This is a genomic window from Cupriavidus sp. FW306-1B-F12B, assembly GCF_058781795.1.
In genome coordinates this window covers 107,067-123,799 of record NZ_JBYSXC010000006.1, presented here as the reverse complement: position 1 = coordinate 123,799, position 16,733 = coordinate 107,067, and the positions used below count along the sequence as shown (strand labels likewise).

Annotated in this window: 15 protein-coding genes and 1 other RNA gene; 5 read left to right on the top strand and 11 right to left on the bottom strand. The window is 64.4% G+C overall.

Annotation, left to right across the window (positions count from 1 at the left end; genetic code table 11):
* The 4 genes from AC3WLE_RS12485 to cmk all read right to left on the bottom strand — a co-directional run bounded on the left by AC3WLE_RS12485 (position 1) and on the right by cmk (position 3,615).
* Positions 1-357, bottom strand: a complete 357-nt coding sequence (locus tag AC3WLE_RS12485; RefSeq protein ID WP_010812952.1) for a LapA family protein — start codon at positions 355-357, stop codon at positions 1-3.
* Positions 358-632: 275 nt separating this feature from the next.
* Positions 633-1,055, bottom strand: a complete 423-nt coding sequence (locus tag AC3WLE_RS12480) for an integration host factor subunit beta (RefSeq protein WP_010812953.1) — start codon at positions 1,053-1,055, stop codon at positions 633-635.
* 30 nt (positions 1,056-1,085) lie between these two features.
* Positions 1,086-2,780: a 30S ribosomal protein S1 gene (gene rpsA, locus AC3WLE_RS12475; RefSeq protein WP_010812954.1), complete on the bottom strand. Its 1,695-nt coding sequence runs from the start codon at positions 2,778-2,780 to the stop codon at positions 1,086-1,088.
* A 166-nt stretch (positions 2,781-2,946) separates the two neighbouring features.
* Entirely contained in the window at positions 2,947-3,615 is a 669-nt protein-coding gene (gene cmk / locus AC3WLE_RS12470) for a (d)CMP kinase (protein ID WP_492317444.1), read from the bottom strand.
* 125 nt (positions 3,616-3,740) lie between these two features.
* Between cmk and AC3WLE_RS12465 the strand changes: the two genes are divergently transcribed.
* Positions 3,741-3,977 (top strand): DUF2061 domain-containing protein, encoded by a 237-nt coding sequence (locus AC3WLE_RS12465; protein WP_492317445.1) that lies wholly within the window; start codon positions 3,741-3,743, stop codon positions 3,975-3,977.
* Here AC3WLE_RS12465 and aroA read toward each other — a convergent pair.
* The 7 genes from aroA to gyrA form a co-directional block, all read right to left on the bottom strand.
* The gene (aroA, locus tag AC3WLE_RS12460) at positions 3,974-5,278 is read right to left on the bottom strand and encodes a 3-phosphoshikimate 1-carboxyvinyltransferase (RefSeq protein WP_492351751.1); all 1,305 of its coding nucleotides are present in this window, start codon (positions 5,276-5,278) and stop codon (positions 3,974-3,976) included. The two genes, AC3WLE_RS12465 and aroA, sit on opposite strands and share 4 nt — an antisense overlap.
* A 41-nt stretch (positions 5,279-5,319) precedes the next feature.
* Positions 5,320-6,216 (bottom strand): prephenate dehydrogenase, encoded by an 897-nt coding sequence (locus AC3WLE_RS12455; RefSeq protein ID WP_454750222.1) that lies wholly within the window; start codon positions 6,214-6,216, stop codon positions 5,320-5,322.
* A gap of 108 nt (positions 6,217-6,324) precedes the next feature.
* Positions 6,325-7,452 carry a histidinol-phosphate transaminase gene (gene hisC, locus AC3WLE_RS12450; protein WP_492317447.1) on the bottom strand — a complete coding sequence of 376 codons (1,128 nt, stop codon included), beginning with the start codon at positions 7,450-7,452 and terminating at the stop codon, positions 6,325-6,327.
* Positions 7,453-7,480: 28 nt separating this feature from the next.
* A complete protein-coding gene (pheA, locus tag AC3WLE_RS12445) occupies positions 7,481-8,641 on the bottom strand; it encodes a prephenate dehydratase (RefSeq protein ID WP_010812960.1) in 1,161 nt (386 codons plus the stop codon).
* A 108-nt stretch (positions 8,642-8,749) separates the two neighbouring features.
* Entirely contained in the window at positions 8,750-9,907 is a 1,158-nt protein-coding gene (gene serC, locus AC3WLE_RS12440; protein WP_492317449.1) for a 3-phosphoserine/phosphohydroxythreonine transaminase, read from the bottom strand.
* Positions 9,908-10,066: 159 nt separating this feature from the next.
* Entirely contained in the window at positions 10,067-10,630 is a 564-nt protein-coding gene (locus AC3WLE_RS12435; protein WP_010812962.1) for a DUF2059 domain-containing protein, read from the bottom strand.
* Between the two features lie 94 nt (positions 10,631-10,724).
* Complete coding sequence (gyrA, locus tag AC3WLE_RS12430) at positions 10,725-13,391, bottom strand: DNA gyrase subunit A (RefSeq protein ID WP_492317451.1); 2,667 nt, start codon at positions 13,389-13,391, stop codon at positions 10,725-10,727.
* 433 nt (positions 13,392-13,824) lie between these two features.
* Here gyrA and ompA point away from each other — a divergent pair, with 433 nt between their 5' ends.
* The 4 genes from ompA to ssrA all read left to right on the top strand — a co-directional run bounded on the left by ompA (position 13,825) and on the right by ssrA (position 16,475).
* Positions 13,825-14,478, top strand: a complete 654-nt coding sequence (ompA, locus tag AC3WLE_RS12425) for an outer membrane protein OmpA (RefSeq protein ID WP_010812964.1) — start codon at positions 13,825-13,827, stop codon at positions 14,476-14,478.
* A gap of 125 nt (positions 14,479-14,603) precedes the next feature.
* Positions 14,604-15,362: a bifunctional 2-polyprenyl-6-hydroxyphenol methylase/3-demethylubiquinol 3-O-methyltransferase UbiG gene (gene ubiG, locus AC3WLE_RS12420; RefSeq protein WP_492317452.1), complete on the top strand. Its 759-nt coding sequence runs from the start codon at positions 14,604-14,606 to the stop codon at positions 15,360-15,362.
* The gene (gph, locus tag AC3WLE_RS12415) at positions 15,359-16,033 is read left to right on the top strand and encodes a phosphoglycolate phosphatase (protein ID WP_492356511.1); all 675 of its coding nucleotides are present in this window, start codon (positions 15,359-15,361) and stop codon (positions 16,031-16,033) included. Before ubiG ends, gph begins: the two co-directional genes overlap by 4 nt.
* Positions 16,034-16,116: 83 nt before the next feature.
* Positions 16,117-16,475, top strand: a transfer-messenger RNA (tmRNA) gene (ssrA, locus tag AC3WLE_RS12410).
* The last annotated feature ends 258 nt before the right edge of the window (positions 16,476-16,733 follow it).

The following is a 16,733-nucleotide window of genomic DNA, read 5'->3' as shown; positions in this document are numbered from 1 at the left end:
TCAGACCTTCGGGCCGACTACGTTATAGGGAACAGGCTTGCCGTCGCGCGGCGCGGCGGCTGCTGCCGAGGTTGGCGACGGCGGCGATGCCGCTGACGCGCTCGCCTGCGCGCCGGCATCGGCCAGGGCGCGGCGCAGCCGGGCAAGCTCCATGCGCTGGCGCATCAGGTTGGGCGCGATCGATGCCAGTGCCGCGACCGCGCCGAGCACGAAGGCCGCGAACAGGATCAGGATCAGCGGGGCATGCCAGACGGCATTGAAGAACAGCTGCAGCGAGGCTTCGGCGGTATTGCGCAGCGCCAGCACGAACAGCAGCACGAATACGACGATGCGGACGATCCAGGCGAACAGTTTCATGCGGTTGGCAGCGTTTCAGCGTGACGTGGAAGCGGCACCGGCGCACTCGCGCGAGGTCCGGCAAAGACCCCGGCATTGTAACGGATACGCTTCACCTATTCGGTAACCGGGCCGTAATGCGGCCCGGGCTGCGGCCCGGCGCCAGACGCCGGCAAGCCGCTTGCGCACGATGCGCCACCCGTCTCGGTGCGCGCGTAAGGCCGGCAGAAATAGAAAAAGCGCCCCGAAGGGGGGCGCTTTTTTCAACCACACAAGCAGCAGGCAAAACCCGGCAATCAGGAAGAGCGGACAAAATTCAGCCCACCCTCGTGCAATCCCGCCGCTGCAGCGGGAGCGCTGCCCTGGCCTACCTTGCCCGGCACGGCCTGGGCCGTGCCGGCGGCATGACCGTTGCCATTGGCGCCCGGAGGCGCCGGCTGGCTGCGGTCAACCCGTTCGCGCAATTCCTTGCCCGCCTTGAAGTGCGGCACCCGTTTCTCGGGAACCAGCACACGCTCGCCGGACTTGGGATTGCGCCCCACGCGAGGCGGACGCTTGTTCAGACCAAAACTGCCGAATCCGCGGATCTCGATGCGGTGGCCATCGGCCAACGCCTCGGACATCGCGTCGAGTATCGTTTTGACCGAGATGTCCGCGTCCCGCAGCAGCAGCTGGGGGAAGCGGGCAGCCAGTTTTTCGACGAGCTCCGACTTGGTCATGGGCATACGCGCAAGCGCGGGGGCCTGCGATTACTGGTTGTCCTGGCCGAGCTTGGCCTTCAGCAGGGCGCCGAGGTTGGTCGTGCCAGCCGTGCCGGTGTCAGCCTGGAACTTCTGCATCGCTTCTTGCTGCTCTGCGCTGTCCTTGGCCTTGATCGACAGGTTGATGTTGCGCGACTTGCGGTCGACGTTCACCACCAGGGCGGTGATCTGCTCGCCTTCCTTCAGCACGTTGCGGGCGTCTTCCACACGGTCAGCGGAGATTTCCGAAGCACGCAGGTAGCCTTCCACATCGTCAGCCAGCTGGACCACGGCGCCCTTGGCGTCAACCGCCTTGATGGTGCCCTGAACCAGCGAACCCTTGTCGTTGGCCGAGATGAAGTTGTTGAACGGATCGCCCGACAGCTGCTTGATGCCCAGCGAGATGCGTTCCTTGTCGACGTCGATGCCCAGGACCACGGCTTCGACTTCGTCGCCCTTCTTGTACTTGCGAACGGCTTCTTCGCCAGTCTCTTGCCACGACAGGTCCGACAGGTGCACCAGGCCGTCGATGCCGCCCGGCAGGCCGATGAACACGCCGAAGTCGGTGATCGACTTGATCTGGCCGGCCAGCTTGTCGCCCTTCTTGTGGTTACGCGAGAAATCGTCCCACGGATTGGCCTTGCACTGCTTCATGCCCAGGCTGATACGACGCTTGTCTTCATCGATATCCAGCACCATGACTTCGACTTCGTCGCCCAGCTGGACAACCTTGGACGGGGCAACGTTCTTGTTGGTCCAGTCCATTTCCGACACGTGCACCAGGCCTTCGATGCCGGCTTCGATCTCGACGAACGCGCCGTAGTCGGTCAGGTTGGTCACCTTGCCGAACAGGCGGGTGCCTTGCGGGTAGCGGCGCGAGATGCCGACCCACGGATCTTCGCCCAGCTGCTTCACGCCCAGCGAGACGCGGTTCTTTTCCTGGTCGAACTTGAGGATCTTGGCGGTGATTTCCTGGCCAACCGACAGCACTTCGCTCGGGTGGCGGACACGGCGCCAGGCCAGGTCGGTGATGTGCAGCAGGCCGTCAATGCCACCCAGATCCACGAATGCGCCGTAGTCGGTGATGTTCTTGACGATACCGTTGACGATGGCGCCTTCCTTCAGGGTTTCCATCAGCTTCTGGCGCTCTTCGCCCAGGGTCGCTTCGACCACGGCGCGGCGCGACAGCACCACGTTGTTGCGCTTGCGATCCAGCTTGATGACCTTGAATTCCAGGGTCTTGCCTTCGTACGGGGTGGTGTCCTTGATCGGGCGCACGTCAACCAGCGAACCCGGCAGGAACGCGCGGATGCCGTTGACCATCACCGTCAGGCCGCCCTTGACCTTGCCGGTCACGGTACCCGAGATGATCTCGCCGTCTTCCAGCGCCTTCTCGAGGTTCAGCCACGATGCCAGGCGCTTGGCCTTGTCGCGGGAGAGGATGGTGTCGCCATAGCCGTTCTCGAGCGCATCGATGGCCACGGAGACGTAGTCGCCGGCCTGCACTTCGAGTTCGCCCTGGTCGTTCAGGAACTCCTCCACCGGCACGAATGCCTCGGACTTGAGGCCGGCATTGACGACCACGAAATTGTGGTCGATGCGCACGACTTCAGCGGAGATCACTTCGCCAGCCTTCATATTGGAGCGGGCGACGGATTCCTCGAACAGTGCGGCAAAGGATTCGTTAGTTTGCAGGTCGGACATAAACGTAAGGTGAAATCCGCAATACGCTGGCCGGCGCGACTATCGCGCTCAGTCTGCCAGTGCAGCGGGGTCAGGTTTGACACAAGCCAGCCACAAGCCTTGCCCGGGCTGGCGCCATCTGGTGCCGTCGGGGTACACCGCTTCTACTGATGCGCCCGCATGCATCTCATGCATCGGGCCGCACAGCGGCAAACCACTCCAGCACCTGCGCCACTGCCTGGTCCACCGTCATATCGGAGGTATCCAGCAGCTTTGCATCCTCGGCGGGACGAAGCGGCGCGGCGGTGCGGGTGCGATCCCGTACATCGCGCGCTTCAAGGTCACGCAAAAGGTCTTCAATATTAGCAGAAATTCCCTTATCAATCAATTGTTTATAGCGCCTGCGAGCGCGCGCCTCAACACTTGCGGTCAGGAACACCTTGAGCGGCGCATCCGGGAAGATCACAGTGCCCATGTCGCGGCCGTCGGCGACCAGCCCCGGCAGCTTGCGGAAGCTGCGCTGCAGCTGGGTCAGCGCGTCGCGCACCGGCTGGTGCACGGCGATGGCCGAGGCCCGGTTGCCGATCGCCTCGGCACGGATTGCCAGGCTGACTTCCTCGCCTTGCATCCAGACGCGGTCAGGGCCGAACTTCACATCGAGGCGGGAAGCGATCTTTGCAAGCGCGTCCACGTCCGCCAGGTCAATCCCGGCGCGGTCGCTGGCCAGCGCCACGAGCCGGTACAGGGCGCCGCTGTCGAGCAGGTGAAAGCCCACGGCGTCCGCGACCTTGTGCGCGACAGTGCCCTTGCCCGAGGCAGTCGGCCCGTCAATGGCGATGACGTTGACGATAGTCATTGTTTATAAAACCAAGAGAAACGATTGATTGTGAATTCAATTGAGAATCATTATCATTTGATTCATGGCACTTCGCCGCAGCCGCGGCACCATGCCCTTTCCGTCCAGTCGCGAGGCAATCTACCATGGCAAAAACCCTGACTTTCGGCATCATGCACCTCGGCATCGCTTTCAGCGTGACGTATGCGCTGACCGGCAGCCTCGCCATCAGCGGTGCCATCACCTTCATCGAGCCGGCCGTCAATACCGTGGCCCACTACTTCTTCGACCGCTACTGGGAGAAGCGCGAGCGCCGCCAGGCCGGAACTGCCCGCGACCGCGCCCCGGCGCAGCGCGACCACGCCAACCTGGCCAGCGCTTAGACGGTCACGCCCGCAAACACGCTGAAGTAATCCGGGAACGTCTTCGCCACACAGCCCGGATCATTGATCCGCACCGGCAGCGGCCCAAAGGCTGCCAGCGAGAAGCACATCGCCATGCGATGGTCATCATAGGTGCCAATGCCGTCGGCCGGAGTCTGCCACGGTTGCGGCGGCGTCACACGCAGATAGTCGGCCCCTTCTTCCACGACTGCGCCGAGCTTGCGCAGTTCCGTCGCCATCGCCGCGATACGGTCCGTTTCCTTGACGCGCCAGCTGGCGATATTGGTCAGCGTGGTCGTGCCTTCGGCAAATAGTGCCGCCACCGCCAGCGTCATCGCCGCATCGGGGATATGGTTGCAGTCCAGCTCGATGCCGTGCAGGCGCCCGTCGTCGCGTTCCGTGCCGCGCACTTCGATCCAGTTGTCACCTGCCATCACATTGGCGCCCATGCGGTTGAGCGCCTCGGCGAAGCGCACATCGCCCTGGATGCTGGCCATGCCCACGCCTTCCACCCGGACCGGGCCACCGCCGATCGCACCGGCCGCCAGGAAGTAGGAAGCGGACGACGCATCGCCCTCAACAAAGATCTCGCCTGGCGAGCGGTAAGCCGCGCCGGCCGGCAGCACGAAGCGCTCCCAGCCCTGGCGCTCGACCTCGATGCCGAAGCGCGCCAGCAGGTTCAGCGTGATCTCGATATACGGCTTGGAGATCAGCTCGCCTACTACTTCGATCTCGATGCGGCCGCTGTCGGATTGCGCCATCGGCAGGCTCATCAGCAGCGCGGTCAGGAACTGGCTCGACACATCGCCGCGCACGCGGATCGGCGCGTCGATGCGAATGCCGGCCGGCTGGATATGCAGCGGCGGAAAGCCTTCATTGCCAAGGTAGTCGATCACGGCGCCCACCTGGCGCAGGCCGTCGACCAGGTCGCCGATCGGCCGCTCATGCATGCGCGGCACGCCCGACAGCTTGTAGCTGCCGCCCTGCAGCGCAAGCGCGGCAGTCAGCGGGCGGATCGCGGTGCCGGCATTGCCCATGAACAGTTCGGCCGACTTGTTCGGAAAATTGCCCCCGGCGCCGGTGACGATGTAGTCGTCGCCTTCCTGCCGCCACGCCACGCCGAGCGTGCGCAACGCTTGCAGCATCACGCGGGTGTCGTCGGAATCGAGCAGGTCGCGCACGCGGGTTTCGCCCGTGGCCAGTGCGGCCAGCAGCAGCACGCGGTTGGAGATGCTCTTCGAGCCCGGCAGCCGGACGGTGCCGTTGGCGCGGGTCAGGGGGCCTAGCGTCAGGTGTTCCATGGTTTTCGTGGGCGCCGGGGCGCCGCGGTCAGGCTATTGGTTCAGGGTTCGGTATGGTTGCCCGCGGCACGCTCTGCGCCCCAGGCCAGCCGGGTCTTGCTGGCGCGCGCGAAGATGCGTTCGAGCGCGTCGCCGTCGCCCTTCTCGATCTGCGCCTTCAGGTGCGCCAGCACCGACTGGTAGGTATTCAGCTCACGCAGCAGCGCGTCGCGGTTGGCCACGCAGATGTCGCGCCACATCTCAGGCGACGAGGCCGCGATGCGCGTGAAATCGCGGAAGCCGCCGCCGGCGAAGCCCAGCTTCAGCGCGGCATCTTCCGCATTGGCGACCTGCGCCACCAGCGCGTACGACAGCACGTGCGGCAGGTGGCTGACCGCGGCAAACACCGCGTCGTGCTGCACTGCCGACATCACATGGCATTCTGCGCCGGCGCTTTCCCACATGGCGCGCACCGCGGCGACATCGGCGCGCGAGTTTTCCTGCAGCGGGCACAGCACGGTCTTCTTGCCGAGGTACAGGTCCGGCAGCGCCGCCTCCACGCCGTTGAGCTCGCGCCCGGCGATCGGGTGTGCCGGCACGAACTGCGCGACCTTGTCGCCGAGCGCCGTCTTGGCCGCCATGATCACGTCTGACTTGGTGCTGCCGGCATCGGTGACGATGGTGCCCGGCTGCAGGTGCGGCTCCAGCGCGTGCAGCAGCGCAAAGTTCTGCGCCACCGGCGCGCACAGCACGATCACGCTGGCGCCGCGCGCGGCATCCGCCAGCGTCGCGGCCTCGTCGATCACGCCAAGATCCAGCGCCTTCTGCAGCGACGCCGGCGAGCGCCCCACCCCGACCACCGTGCCCACCACGCCGGCGCGCTTGAGCGCCAGCGCGAGCGAGCCGCCGATCAGGCCGACACCGACAATGACAACACGGGAAAAATGCAATGCACTCACAATCTCAGGCCGCTAGGGGCAGTGGCTCGGACCAGGCCGAGGTAAATCGATGATTGGCAACGAGGCAGGCAAGCAGCCTGCAGCGAAACGCCGCGATTGTAGCCGCGCTCACGCCAGCGCCCGCTCCAGCGCCGCGATGAAGGCTGCGTTCTCCTCGGCCAGGCCGATGGTCACGCGCAGCCAGCGCGGCAGGTTGTAGTTGCCCACCGGCCGCACGATCACGCCCTGCTTCAGCAAGGCCAGGTTGACGCGCGCGCCGGCGCCGTCGTCATCGCCCACGCGCACCATCACGAAGTTGCCGGACGACGGCACGTATTCCAGCCCGAGCCGGTCGAAGGCATCGGTCAGCTGGCGCTTGCCGGCACGGTTCAGCTCGGCGCTGCGGCGCAGGAACCCGGCATCGCCCAGCGCCGCGATGGCCGCGGCCTGCGCCACGCTGTTGACGTTGAACGGCTGGCGGATGCGGTTCAGCAGGTCCGACAGCTCCGGTTGCGCCACCGCGTAGCCGATGCGCAGGCCCGCCAGGCCATAGGCCTTGGAGAACGTGCGCGACACCATCAGGTTCGGGTAGCGGCGCACCCAGGCGAGCGAATCATATTGCTGGTCGGCATCCAGGTATTCGTTGTACGCCTCGTCCAGCACAACCACCACATTGGCCGGCACCCGCTGCAGGAAGGCTTCGATCTGCGCGGCCGGCACGAACGTGCCGGTCGGGTTGTTCGGGTTGGCGATAAAGACCAGGCGCGTATCCGGCGCGATCGCCGCGGCCATCGCCTCCAGGTCATGGCCGTAGTCGCGCGCGGGCACTTCGATGGCGCGTGCGCCGATCTCCTGCGTGGCCAGCGCGTAGACCGCGAACGAGTACTGGGCATAGACGATCGACTGACCCGGCTCCACCAGCGCATGCGCGGCCAGCTCCAGGATGTCGTTGCTGCCGTTGCCCAGCGTCAGCCAGTCGGCGGGCACGCCGAAGCGCGCCGACAGCGCGCCCTTCAGCGCAAAGCCGTTGGAATCCGGGTAGCGGCCGAGTTCAGCCACCGCATCGGCGACCGCGCGGCGGGCCGACTCGGGCATGCCGAGCGGATTTTCATTAGAGGCGAGCTTGACGATGCCGGCCTCGTCCAGGCCGAACTCGCGCGCGACTTCCGAAATCGGCTTGCCGGCAACGTACGGCGAAATCGCCCGCACATAGCCGGGTCCGAACACCGTGCCGCCTTGCTTACCCTGCTCTGCCATCTCGTCTCCTTGTTCTTGCCTGGCTGCCTTACTTGCTCGACGGATACGAGCCCAGCACCTTCAGGTAAGCCGCGTTGCGGCGCAGCTCTTCGATCGCGCGCGCCACTGCCGGCTCATGCTGGTGCCCTTCCACGTCGACGTAGAAGTAGTACTCCCACGCGCCGCTGCGCGCCGGGCGCGACTCGAAGCGGCACATTGAAACACCGTTCTCCGCCAGCGGCGCCAGCAGCTGGTACACCGCGCCGGCCTTGTTGGGCACCGACAGGATCATCGAGGTCTGGTCGCTGCCCGACGGTTCGGTCTCATAGCGGCCGATCACGGCAAAGCGCGTGCGGTTGTGGGGATCGTCCTGGATATGCGTGCGCACGATATGCAGGTGATAGCGGTTGGCGGCGGACTCGCCGGCAATCGCGGCCACGGTCGGGTCTTCGCTGGCCATGCGCGCGGCCTCGGCATTGCTCGACACCGCCTGGCGCTCCAGGTGCGGATAGTTGGCGGTCAGCCAGTGCTGGCACTGCGCCAGTGCCTGCGCATGCGCGCGCACCACCGTGACGCCCTGCATGTCGGGCGTGGATGCCATCAGGTTGTGGTGCACCTTGAGCGCGATCTCGCCGCTGATCTTCAGCGAGGTCTGCAGGAACAGGTCGAGCGTGCGCGACACCGCGCCCTCGGTGGAGTTCTCGACCGGCACCACGCCGTACTCGACCGTGCCCGCCTCGACGGCACGGAACACCTCGTCGATGCTCGGGCAAGGCACGCCCGACACCTCATGGCCGAAGTGCGCATACAGCGCCTGCTCGGAGAACGTGCCGGCCGGGCCGAGGAAAGCCACTTCCAGCGGCTTTTCCAGCCCGCGGCATGCGGACATCACCTCGCGCCAGATCGCCGCAACGCTTTCGCCCAGCAACGGGCCGGGGTTGGCGCCCTGCACCTTGCGGATCACCTGCAGCTCGCGCTCCGGGCGGAACACCGGCGCGCCGTACTTCTTCTTGACCTCGCCGACCTCGAGTGCCAGCTTGGCGCGGCGGTTCAGCATCGCCAGCAGTTCGCGGTCAACGGTGTCGATCTGCTCGCGCAGCGGGCTCAGCTCGACCGACAGCTTGCGCTCGGCTTCGCTCAGGTGGCTATCGTTCTGCTGCTCGTTGGGCGGCGTCTCCTCGCGCGCGGGGGTGCGGTCTTGGCTTGTCATTTTGTATGAATCCGGTGGGCCGCCGGGGCGCGGCGGCCGGAGAAAAACTGACCTCTGCCTGCCGGCGCACTGTGCCTGACGTGCGCGGGCAGCCAGCGGGAATGCGCGTCAGGCGGACGTACGCTCGAACTCGCGCATGAAATCGACCAGCGCCATCACGCCTTCCAGCGGCATCGCGTTATAGATGCTGGCGCGCATGCCGCCCACGGTCTTGTGTCCCTTGAGCTGCACCAGGCCGTTGGCCCGCGCCTGCTGCAGGAACGCTTCATTGCGCGATTCGTCGCCCAGGAAGAACGGCACGTTCATGCGCGAGCGGCAGCTCGGATGGATCTCGTTGCGATAGAAATCGCTCTGGTCCAGGTAGTTGTACAGCGCCGACGCCTTGGCGATATTGCGCTGCTCGATCGCGGGCACGCCGCCCTGGCGCTTGAGCCACTTGAAGACCAGGCCGGCGATATAGATCGCATAGGTCGGCGGCGTGTTGTACATCGAGTTGTGCTCGGCCACCAGGCGCCAGTTGAATGCCGACGGGCACAGCGGGTGGGCATGACCGAGCAGGTCGTCGCGCACGATCACGATGGTGACGCCGGCCGGGCCGATATTCTTCTGCGCGCCGCCGTAGACCACCTGCACGCGCGACCAGTCGATCGGGCGCGACAGGATATGGCTGGAAGCGTCCGCCACCACCACGCGGTCGCCCTTGACCTGGCCGATATCGGGAATGTCCTGGAACTCCACGCCGACGATGGTCTCGTTGGTGCACAGGTGCACGTAGCCGGCATCGTCCGACAGTTTCCAGTCCGCAACGTCGGGGATGCGGTGGAATTTCTGCGCCTCGCTGGTGGCAGCGATATTGACCGCGCCATAGCGGCGGGCTTCCTGCTCGGTCTTGACCGACCAGGTGCCGGTGACGACGAAATCGGCCTTGGGCTGCTCGGCGCTGCGCAGCCGCATCAGGTTCAGCGGCACGATGGCGTTTTCGCCGATGGCGCCGCCTTGCAGGAACAGCACCTTGAAATTGGCGGGGATGTGCAGCAACTCGCGCAGGTCAGCGATCGCTTCGTTATGGATGCTTTCGAATTCGCGGCTGCGGTGGCTCATCTCCATCACCGAAACCCCGGTCCCGTGCCAGGACAGCATCTCCTCGGCAGCCTGTTGCAGCACTTCGGCGGGCAGCGCCGCCGGGCCAGGGGAGAAGTTGTAGACACGTTCGGCCAATGCACGCTGCATCATGCCGGCAAGAGCGGGATTCTGGGGATCGTTCATGAGACGGGGAATGGAAAAATGGCTGCCGGTGTTACCCAAGCAGCCATTATCCCTCAAACCCGCGCCCCGTTGGGCACCCGGGGCCAGGCCCCGGGGCCGCACTTGCCTGCAAGGCTGCAGGCGGGCGGCGGTCTGATTCAGTCGCGGATCACGCCAGCATCACTTCGAAGCGGCGGTGATTTCCTTCTCTGCGGCGTCGCGCATCGACTTGCCGACCTGCGGGCCGTACTTCTGCATCATCGAACCCCAGATCTCCTGGGTCGCCTTGCCCTGGTTGGCCATGAACTTCTGGCCGGTCGGCGACTTAAGGAAGGTGGTCAGGTCCTTGAGTTCCGCCGTCGAGTAGTACTTGCCGAAGGCATCGTAGTGCGCCTGGATCGCGTCCTTGCGGAAGCCATCGGTGCTGAACGCCGAGCCGGCGCCGTCAACCATGCGCTGCACCGCGCCGTTCTTCTTCAGCTTTTCGACAGCGGCCTGCTTCTGCTTGTCGTTCAGGGTCTTGTTCTCGACCAGCACTTGTTCCAGCACCAGCGGAGCTTCCTGCTTGGCGCCTTGCTGCCAGTTTTCGGCCTGGCCCTTGACGGCCTGGTCAGCCTGCATGACGGAAAGCAGTTCCTTGATGGCTGCTGTCTTTTCCGCATCCTGCGCATGGGCGTGCTGCGCCATCATGAAGGTCGGAACGAAAGCGGCCAGAACTGCGATACGTCGATAGGTTTTGAGCATTGTGACTCCCTGGTAAATACGTCCGTTTTAGTCCGGACAGCCGCGAGGCGAGTTCCGGCTGGCGTCCTATTGTTGCAACAATTTACGATTTGTCTTACGGATTAGCGTCCAAGTCGGCCCCGGCAGCACCTTCTGCACCGTCGGCGTCTTCAGCCTCGTCGCCACCGGCACCGTTGTCGGCATCGCTTTCGACGATGCGCTGCAGCCCGGACAACTTGGTGCCTTCGTCAACGTTGATCAGCGTGACACCCTGCGTGGCGCGGCCCATTTCGCGGATTTCAGCCACGCGGGTACGGATCAGCACGCCGCCGGTGGTGATCAGCATGATCTCATCCTCGGGCGAAACCAGTGCTGCCGCCACCACACGGCCATTGCGCTCGCTCGTCTGGATCGCAATCATGCCCTTGGTGCCGCGGCCGTGTCGAGTGTACTCAGCAATGGGGGTGCGCTTGCCGTAGCCGTTCTCGGTCGCGGTCAGCACGCTGCCGCGCATGCCCGCCTCAGCCTCTTCGGCGGTCTCGGCCGGCGCCACCAGCATGGCGATTACGGTCTGGCCGTCTTCAAGGTTCATGCCGCGCACGCCGCGCGCCTGGCGGCCCATCGGACGCACGTCGTTCTCGTCGAAGCGCACGGCCTTGCCGGCATCGGAGAACAGCATCACATCGTGCTGGCCGTCGGTCACGGCCGCGCCGATCAGGTAGTCGCCCTCGTCCAGGTCGACCGCAATGATGCCGGCCTTGCGCGGATTGGAGAACTCGGTCAGGGCGGTCTTCTTGACCGTGCCGCGGGCGGTGGCCATGAAGATGAAGTGCTCGGCGTCAAACTGCTTGACCGGCAGGATCACATTGATCTTCTCGCCTTCGGACAGCGGGAACATGTTGACGATCGGGCGCCCGCGCGAGTTGCGGGAGCCCTGCGGCACCTCGTACACCTTCAGCCAGTAGAGCCGGCCGCGGTTGGAGAAGCACAGGATGTAGTCGTGGGTATTGGCCACGAACAGCGTGTCGATCCAGTCGTCTTCCTTGGTCGCTGCCGCCTGCTTGCCGCGTCCGCCACGCTTTTGCGCGCGGTACTCGGAAATCGGCTGGCTCTTCATGTAGCCGCTGTGCGACAGCGTGACCACCATGTCCTGCGGCGTGATCAGGTCTTCGGTGTCCAGCTCGGTCGCGTTCAGCTCGATCTGCGAACGGCGCTCGTCGCCGAATTCGGCGCGGATAGCGGTGAGTTCGTCGATGATGATGGCAGTAATACGCTCCGGCCGCGCCAGGATATCCAGCAGGTCGGTGATTACCGCCATGATGTCGCGATATTCCTGGACGATCTTGTCCTGTTCGAGCCCGGTGAGGCGTTGCAGGCGCATTTGCAGGATTTCCTGCGCCTGGCCATCCGACAGGCGGTACAGGCCGTCTGCCTGCATGCCGAACACCGGCGGCAGCCCGTCCGGACGATAGGAGGCGCGGCCGCCCGGGGTCTCGCCTTCGGCGCGCGCAAGCATTTCGCGGACCAGGGCCGAATCCCATGCCTTCGCCATCAGTTCCTGCTTGGCGATCGGCGGCGTCGGTGCGGCCTTGATGATGGCGATGAATTCGTCGATATTGGCCAGCGCCACGGCCAGGCCTTCCAGCACGTGGCCGCGCTCGCGCGCCTTGCGCAGCTCGAACACCGTGCGGCGGGTGACGACTTCGCGCCGGTGCGCCAGGAAGTACTCCAGCATCTGGCGCAGGTTCAGCAGGCGCGGCTGGCGGTCGACCAGCGCCACCATGTTCATGCCGAAGGTGTCCTGCAGCTGGGTGTTCTTATATAGGTTGTTGAGAACAACCTCAGGCACCTCATTGCGCTTGAGCTCGATCACCACGCGCATGCCAGACTTGTCCGACTCGTCGCGGATGTCGGAAATGCCCTCGATCTTCTTTTCAGTGACCAGTTCGGCGATGCGCTCGAGCAAGGTGCGCTTGTTGACCTGGTAGGGCAGCTCATCGACGATGATCGCCTGGCGCTGGCCGCGGTCGATGTCCTCGAAGTGCGTCTTGGCCCGCATCACCACGCGGCCGCGGCCGGTGCGATAGCCTTCGCGAACGCCCTGGATGCCATAGATAATCCCGGCGGTCGGAAAATCAGGCGCCGGAATCAATTCAATCAGCTCATCCACCGTCGCCTGCGGGTTGCGCAGCAGGTGCAGACAGCCATCGACGATTTCATTCAGGTTATGTGGTGGGATATTGGTGGCCATGCCCACCGCAATACCGGACGAACCGTTGATTAGCAGATTGGGAATACGCGCCGGCAGAATCGAAGGCTCTTTTTCAGAGCCGTCGTAGTTGCTGTCGAAATCGACGGTTTCCTTGTCGATGTCGAACAGCATCTCGTGGGCGATTTTCGCCAGGCGGATTTCGGTATAACGCATGGCCGCGGCGTTATCGCCGTCGACCGAACCGAAATTACCCTGGCCGTCGACCAGCATGTAGCGCAGCGAGAAGTCCTGCGCCATGCGGACGATGGTGTCGTAGACTGCGGTATCGCCGTGCGGGTGATACTTACCGATCACATCACCGACGATACGGGCCGACTTCTTGTAGGGTCGGTTCCAGTCGTTGTTGAGCTCGTGCATCGCAAACAGCACGCGCCGGTGCACCGGTTTCAGGCCGTCCCGCACATCAGGAAGCGCCCGGCCCACGATCACGCTCATGGCGTAATCGAGATAGGAGCGGCGCATTTCCTCTTCGAGGGAGACCGGAAGGGTTTCTTTTGCGAATGGATCCATTGCGGCGTGGTTTATGCGGCAGGTTTAAGCGAATGACAGGCCCTTTAGCGCGCGGCACGGTGGGCGCCTGACGGCTGGGCAACGTGCCATTCTAACATGCCGCCACCCCCCGCCTGCCGCTCTCCGGACAGCCCTTGCGCACACCTCCCGAGGCCCTGACTGAAACCCGGAATCCCTGATGCCACAAGGCTTTGCGGGCGATACAAGACCCATGTTGCACAAACACCACAGGCCCAAAACCCATGCGGCGAATCGAATATATTTACTTCTTAGGAAACGACCCTTGTGGCACAATTCCCCAGCGAAGAGCCAGACATTGTTCGAAGTGGAGCATCCACCACATCGAGAATGTTATACTCCGAAGAATGTATGACTTGTTTTCGTCCATTTGCTCGCAGTAACCCTGCGGTGATCTCATCCTGAGAGGAGAAATATGAAAAAATTTGCCAAGCTCGCGCTCGTTGCAGCTACCGCAGTAATGGCTGCATCCGCTCAAGCTCAGTCCGTCCCTTATGAAAAGAAGGCAGTGAACGACAACTGGGGCAACGGTACGAGCGAGTACGTGTGGAAGAATGGCACGAACGAGCTCTGCTGGCGCGACAGCTCCTGGACCCCGGCCACCGCCAACGCGCTGTGCGACGGCGCCCTGGCCCCGGCCGCACCGGCACCGGCACCGGCTCCGGTGGCTCCTCCGGTCGTCTCGAGCGAGAAGGTCACTTTCGCTGCTGACACCCTGTTCGACTTCGACAAGGCTGTCCTGAAGCCGGAAGGCAAGGCCAAGCTGGACGACCTGGTCTCGAAGCTGCAAGGCATCACCCTGGAAGTCATCATCGCCGTTGGCCACACCGACTCGTTCGGTTCGGACAAGTACAACGATCGCCTGTCGATCCGTCGTGCTGAATCGGTCAAGGCTTACCTGGTGAGCAAGGGCGTTGAAGCCAACCGCGTCTACACCGAAGGCAAGGGCAAGCGCCAGCTGAAGGTCGATCCGAAGTCGTGCAAGGGCAACCGCAAGTCCCAGATCGCCTGCCAGCAGCCGAACCGCCGCGTGGAAGTCGAAGTGGTCGGCACCCGCAGCGCACGTTAATCGGATTCTTTCCGACGACGAAAAGCCCAGCGCAAGCTGGGCTTTTTTTTTGGTACAGTTGCCCGGACTGTCCCTCTCTTCCCTTCACACCGCCGGCGCGGCTAGTGCCGCCGGCCCCGCATACGATGACGTTGCAATCGCAAACCCTTTCCGCAGCCGGTGCCGCCAATCAGGACCTGCCGCGCCGCAATGCCGATCCGAAGGAAATCGACAAGTTCAGCGAACTGGCCCACCGCTGGTGGGACCCGGAAAGCGAGTTCAAGCCGCTGCATGAGCTGAACCCGCTGCGCCTGGGCTGGATCGACGGCATCGCCGGCCTGGCCGGCAAGCGCGTGGTCGACGTGGGTTGCGGCGGCGGCATCCTGTCCGAAAGCATGGCACGCCTGGGTGCCACGGTGCGCGGTATCGATCTCTCGACCAAGGCATTGAAGGTAGCGGACCTGCACAGCCTGGAGACCGGCGTTGCCGTCACCTACGAAGAGATCGCCGCAGAAGCGCTGGCCGCACGTGAACCGGCGAGCGTCGATGTGGTGACTTGCATGGAGATGCTGGAGCATGTGCCCGATCCGGCGTCGATCGTGCAAGCCTGTGCCACGCTGGTCAAGCCCGGCGGCTATGTGTTCTTCTCGACCATCAACCGCAACCTGAAGGCCTACCTGCTGGCCATCGTCGGCGCGGAATACGTGCTCAATATGCTGCCGCGCGGCACGCACGACTACGACAAGTTCATCACGCCGTCCGAGCTCGCGCGCTTTGCCCGCCAGGCCAGGCTGGACCTGTTGGAAATGCGCGGCATGACCTACAACCCGCTGTCGCAGGTGTATGCGCTGGGCCGCGACACCGATGTGAACTACATGATGGCGTTCCGCCGGGTGGCAGCATGAGGGCCGGCATTGCAGGGGTCTTCTTCGACCTGGACGGCACGCTGGCAGATACCGCGCCGGACCTGGCGGCGGCCGCCAACCGGCTGGTCGTCGAACGCGGCCAGGCGCCGGTGGCCTATGAAAAACTGCGTCCCCTCGCCTCGCACGGCGCGCGCGGACTGCTGCGTGCAGCCTTCGGCCTGCGTCCGGAGGATGCAGAGTTCCCGGCGCTGCGCGATGTCTTCCTGGACTACTACGAGGCCGACATCGCGGTGCACACGCGCCTGTTCGACGGCATGCCGCAAGTGCTGGCCGCGCTCGAGGCAGCGGGCATCCCGTGGGGCATCGTCACCAACAAGATCGCCCGCTTCACCGTGCCGCTGGTCGCCGCGATCGGCCTGGCCCCGCGCGCCAGCGCGGTCGTCAGCGGCGACACCACGGCCCACGCCAAGCCGCACCCCGCCCCGCTGCTGCATGCCGCGGCAAGCGCCGGCGTCGACCCGCGCCAGTGCGTCTACGTGGGCGATGACCTGCGCGACATCCAGGCCGGCAAGGCCGCCGGCATGATCACCGTCACCGCCGCCTATGGCTATTGCGGCGACGCCGAACCGCCCGAGACCTGGGGCGCCGACCACCTGATCCGCCACCCGGCCGAGCTGATCCCGCTGCTGTTGCCCGCCGCGGTCGCCTGATTGTGTCGCAGGGGTATCCTGGCCGAGCCAGGAACTCCCCGCGACAGCTTGCGTCCAACCGGGTACAATCCAGCTTCCTCACTGGGGCCGACCTGGTTTCGACGTGGGTTACAAAGCAGTGGAGGGCATACCGAGGACCCGTCACCTCGTTAATCAATGGGAATGCAATAACTGCTAACGACGAACGTTACGCACTGGCCGCTTAATTGCGGCCGTCCTCGCACTGGCTCGCTGACGGGCTAGGGTCGCAAGACCACGCGAGGTCATTTACGTCAGATAAGCTCCGGAAGGGTCACGAAGCCGGGGACGAAAATCTAGTGACTCGCCGTTGCAGAGCGTGTTCGTCCGCGATGCACCGGTTAAATCAAATGACAGAACTAAGTATGTAGAACTCTCTGTGGAGGGCTTACGGACGCGGGTTCGATTCCCGCCGGCTCCACCAGTATTCAGTCCGATGCAATACCAGCAGGTCTAGAAACCCGCGCAAGCCCAAGGCTTCGCGGGTTTTTTCTTTGGCGGCCGGATCCCCCGCCATCTGCCTTCCAGGACGGCATCCGTATCGCACCGCCGCGTTTGCAGTTGTTTGCAGTCATTACCCCAGCGCTGGCCTACGCTGGAATTGCTGCAGGCCGGGCAACGCACGGCATCAGCAACACAGTGCTCCACAGGCGGGCTGGCCTGGCACCGGCTCCCGTTGCCA

Coding starts and splice junctions, on each gene's coding strand:
- AC3WLE_RS12485 (WP_010812952.1), bottom strand. CDS start 357: ATGAAACTGTTCGCCTGGATCGTCCGCATCGTCGTATTCGTGCTGCTG.
- AC3WLE_RS12480 (WP_010812953.1), bottom strand. CDS start 1,055: ATGACCAAGTCGGAGCTCGTCGAAAAACTGGCTGCCCGCTTCCCCCAG.
- rpsA (WP_010812954.1), bottom strand. CDS start 2,780: ATGTCCGACCTGCAAACTAACGAATCCTTTGCCGCACTGTTCGAGGAA.
- cmk (WP_492317444.1), bottom strand. CDS start 3,615: ATGACTATCGTCAACGTCATCGCCATTGACGGGCCGACTGCCTCGGGC.
- AC3WLE_RS12465 (WP_492317445.1), top strand. CDS start 3,741: ATGGCAAAAACCCTGACTTTCGGCATCATGCACCTCGGCATCGCTTTC.
- aroA (WP_492351751.1), bottom strand. CDS start 5,278: ATGGAACACCTGACGCTAGGCCCCCTGACCCGCGCCAACGGCACCGTC.
- hisC (WP_492317447.1), bottom strand. CDS start 7,452: ATGGCAGAGCAGGGTAAGCAAGGCGGCACGGTGTTCGGACCCGGCTAT.
- pheA (WP_010812960.1), bottom strand. CDS start 8,641: ATGACAAGCCAAGACCGCACCCCCGCGCGCGAGGAGACGCCGCCCAAC.
- serC (WP_492317449.1), bottom strand. CDS start 9,907: ATGAACGATCCCCAGAATCCCGCTCTTGCCGGCATGATGCAGCGTGCA.
- AC3WLE_RS12435 (WP_010812962.1), bottom strand. CDS start 10,630: ATGCTCAAAACCTATCGACGTATCGCAGTTCTGGCCGCTTTCGTTCCG.
- gyrA (WP_492317451.1), bottom strand. CDS start 13,391: ATGGATCCATTCGCAAAAGAAACCCTTCCGGTCTCCCTCGAAGAGGAA.
- ompA (WP_010812964.1), top strand. CDS start 13,825: ATGAAAAAATTTGCCAAGCTCGCGCTCGTTGCAGCTACCGCAGTAATG.
- ubiG (WP_492317452.1), top strand. CDS start 14,604: ATGACGTTGCAATCGCAAACCCTTTCCGCAGCCGGTGCCGCCAATCAG.
- gph (WP_492356511.1), top strand. CDS start 15,359: ATGAGGGCCGGCATTGCAGGGGTCTTCTTCGACCTGGACGGCACGCTG.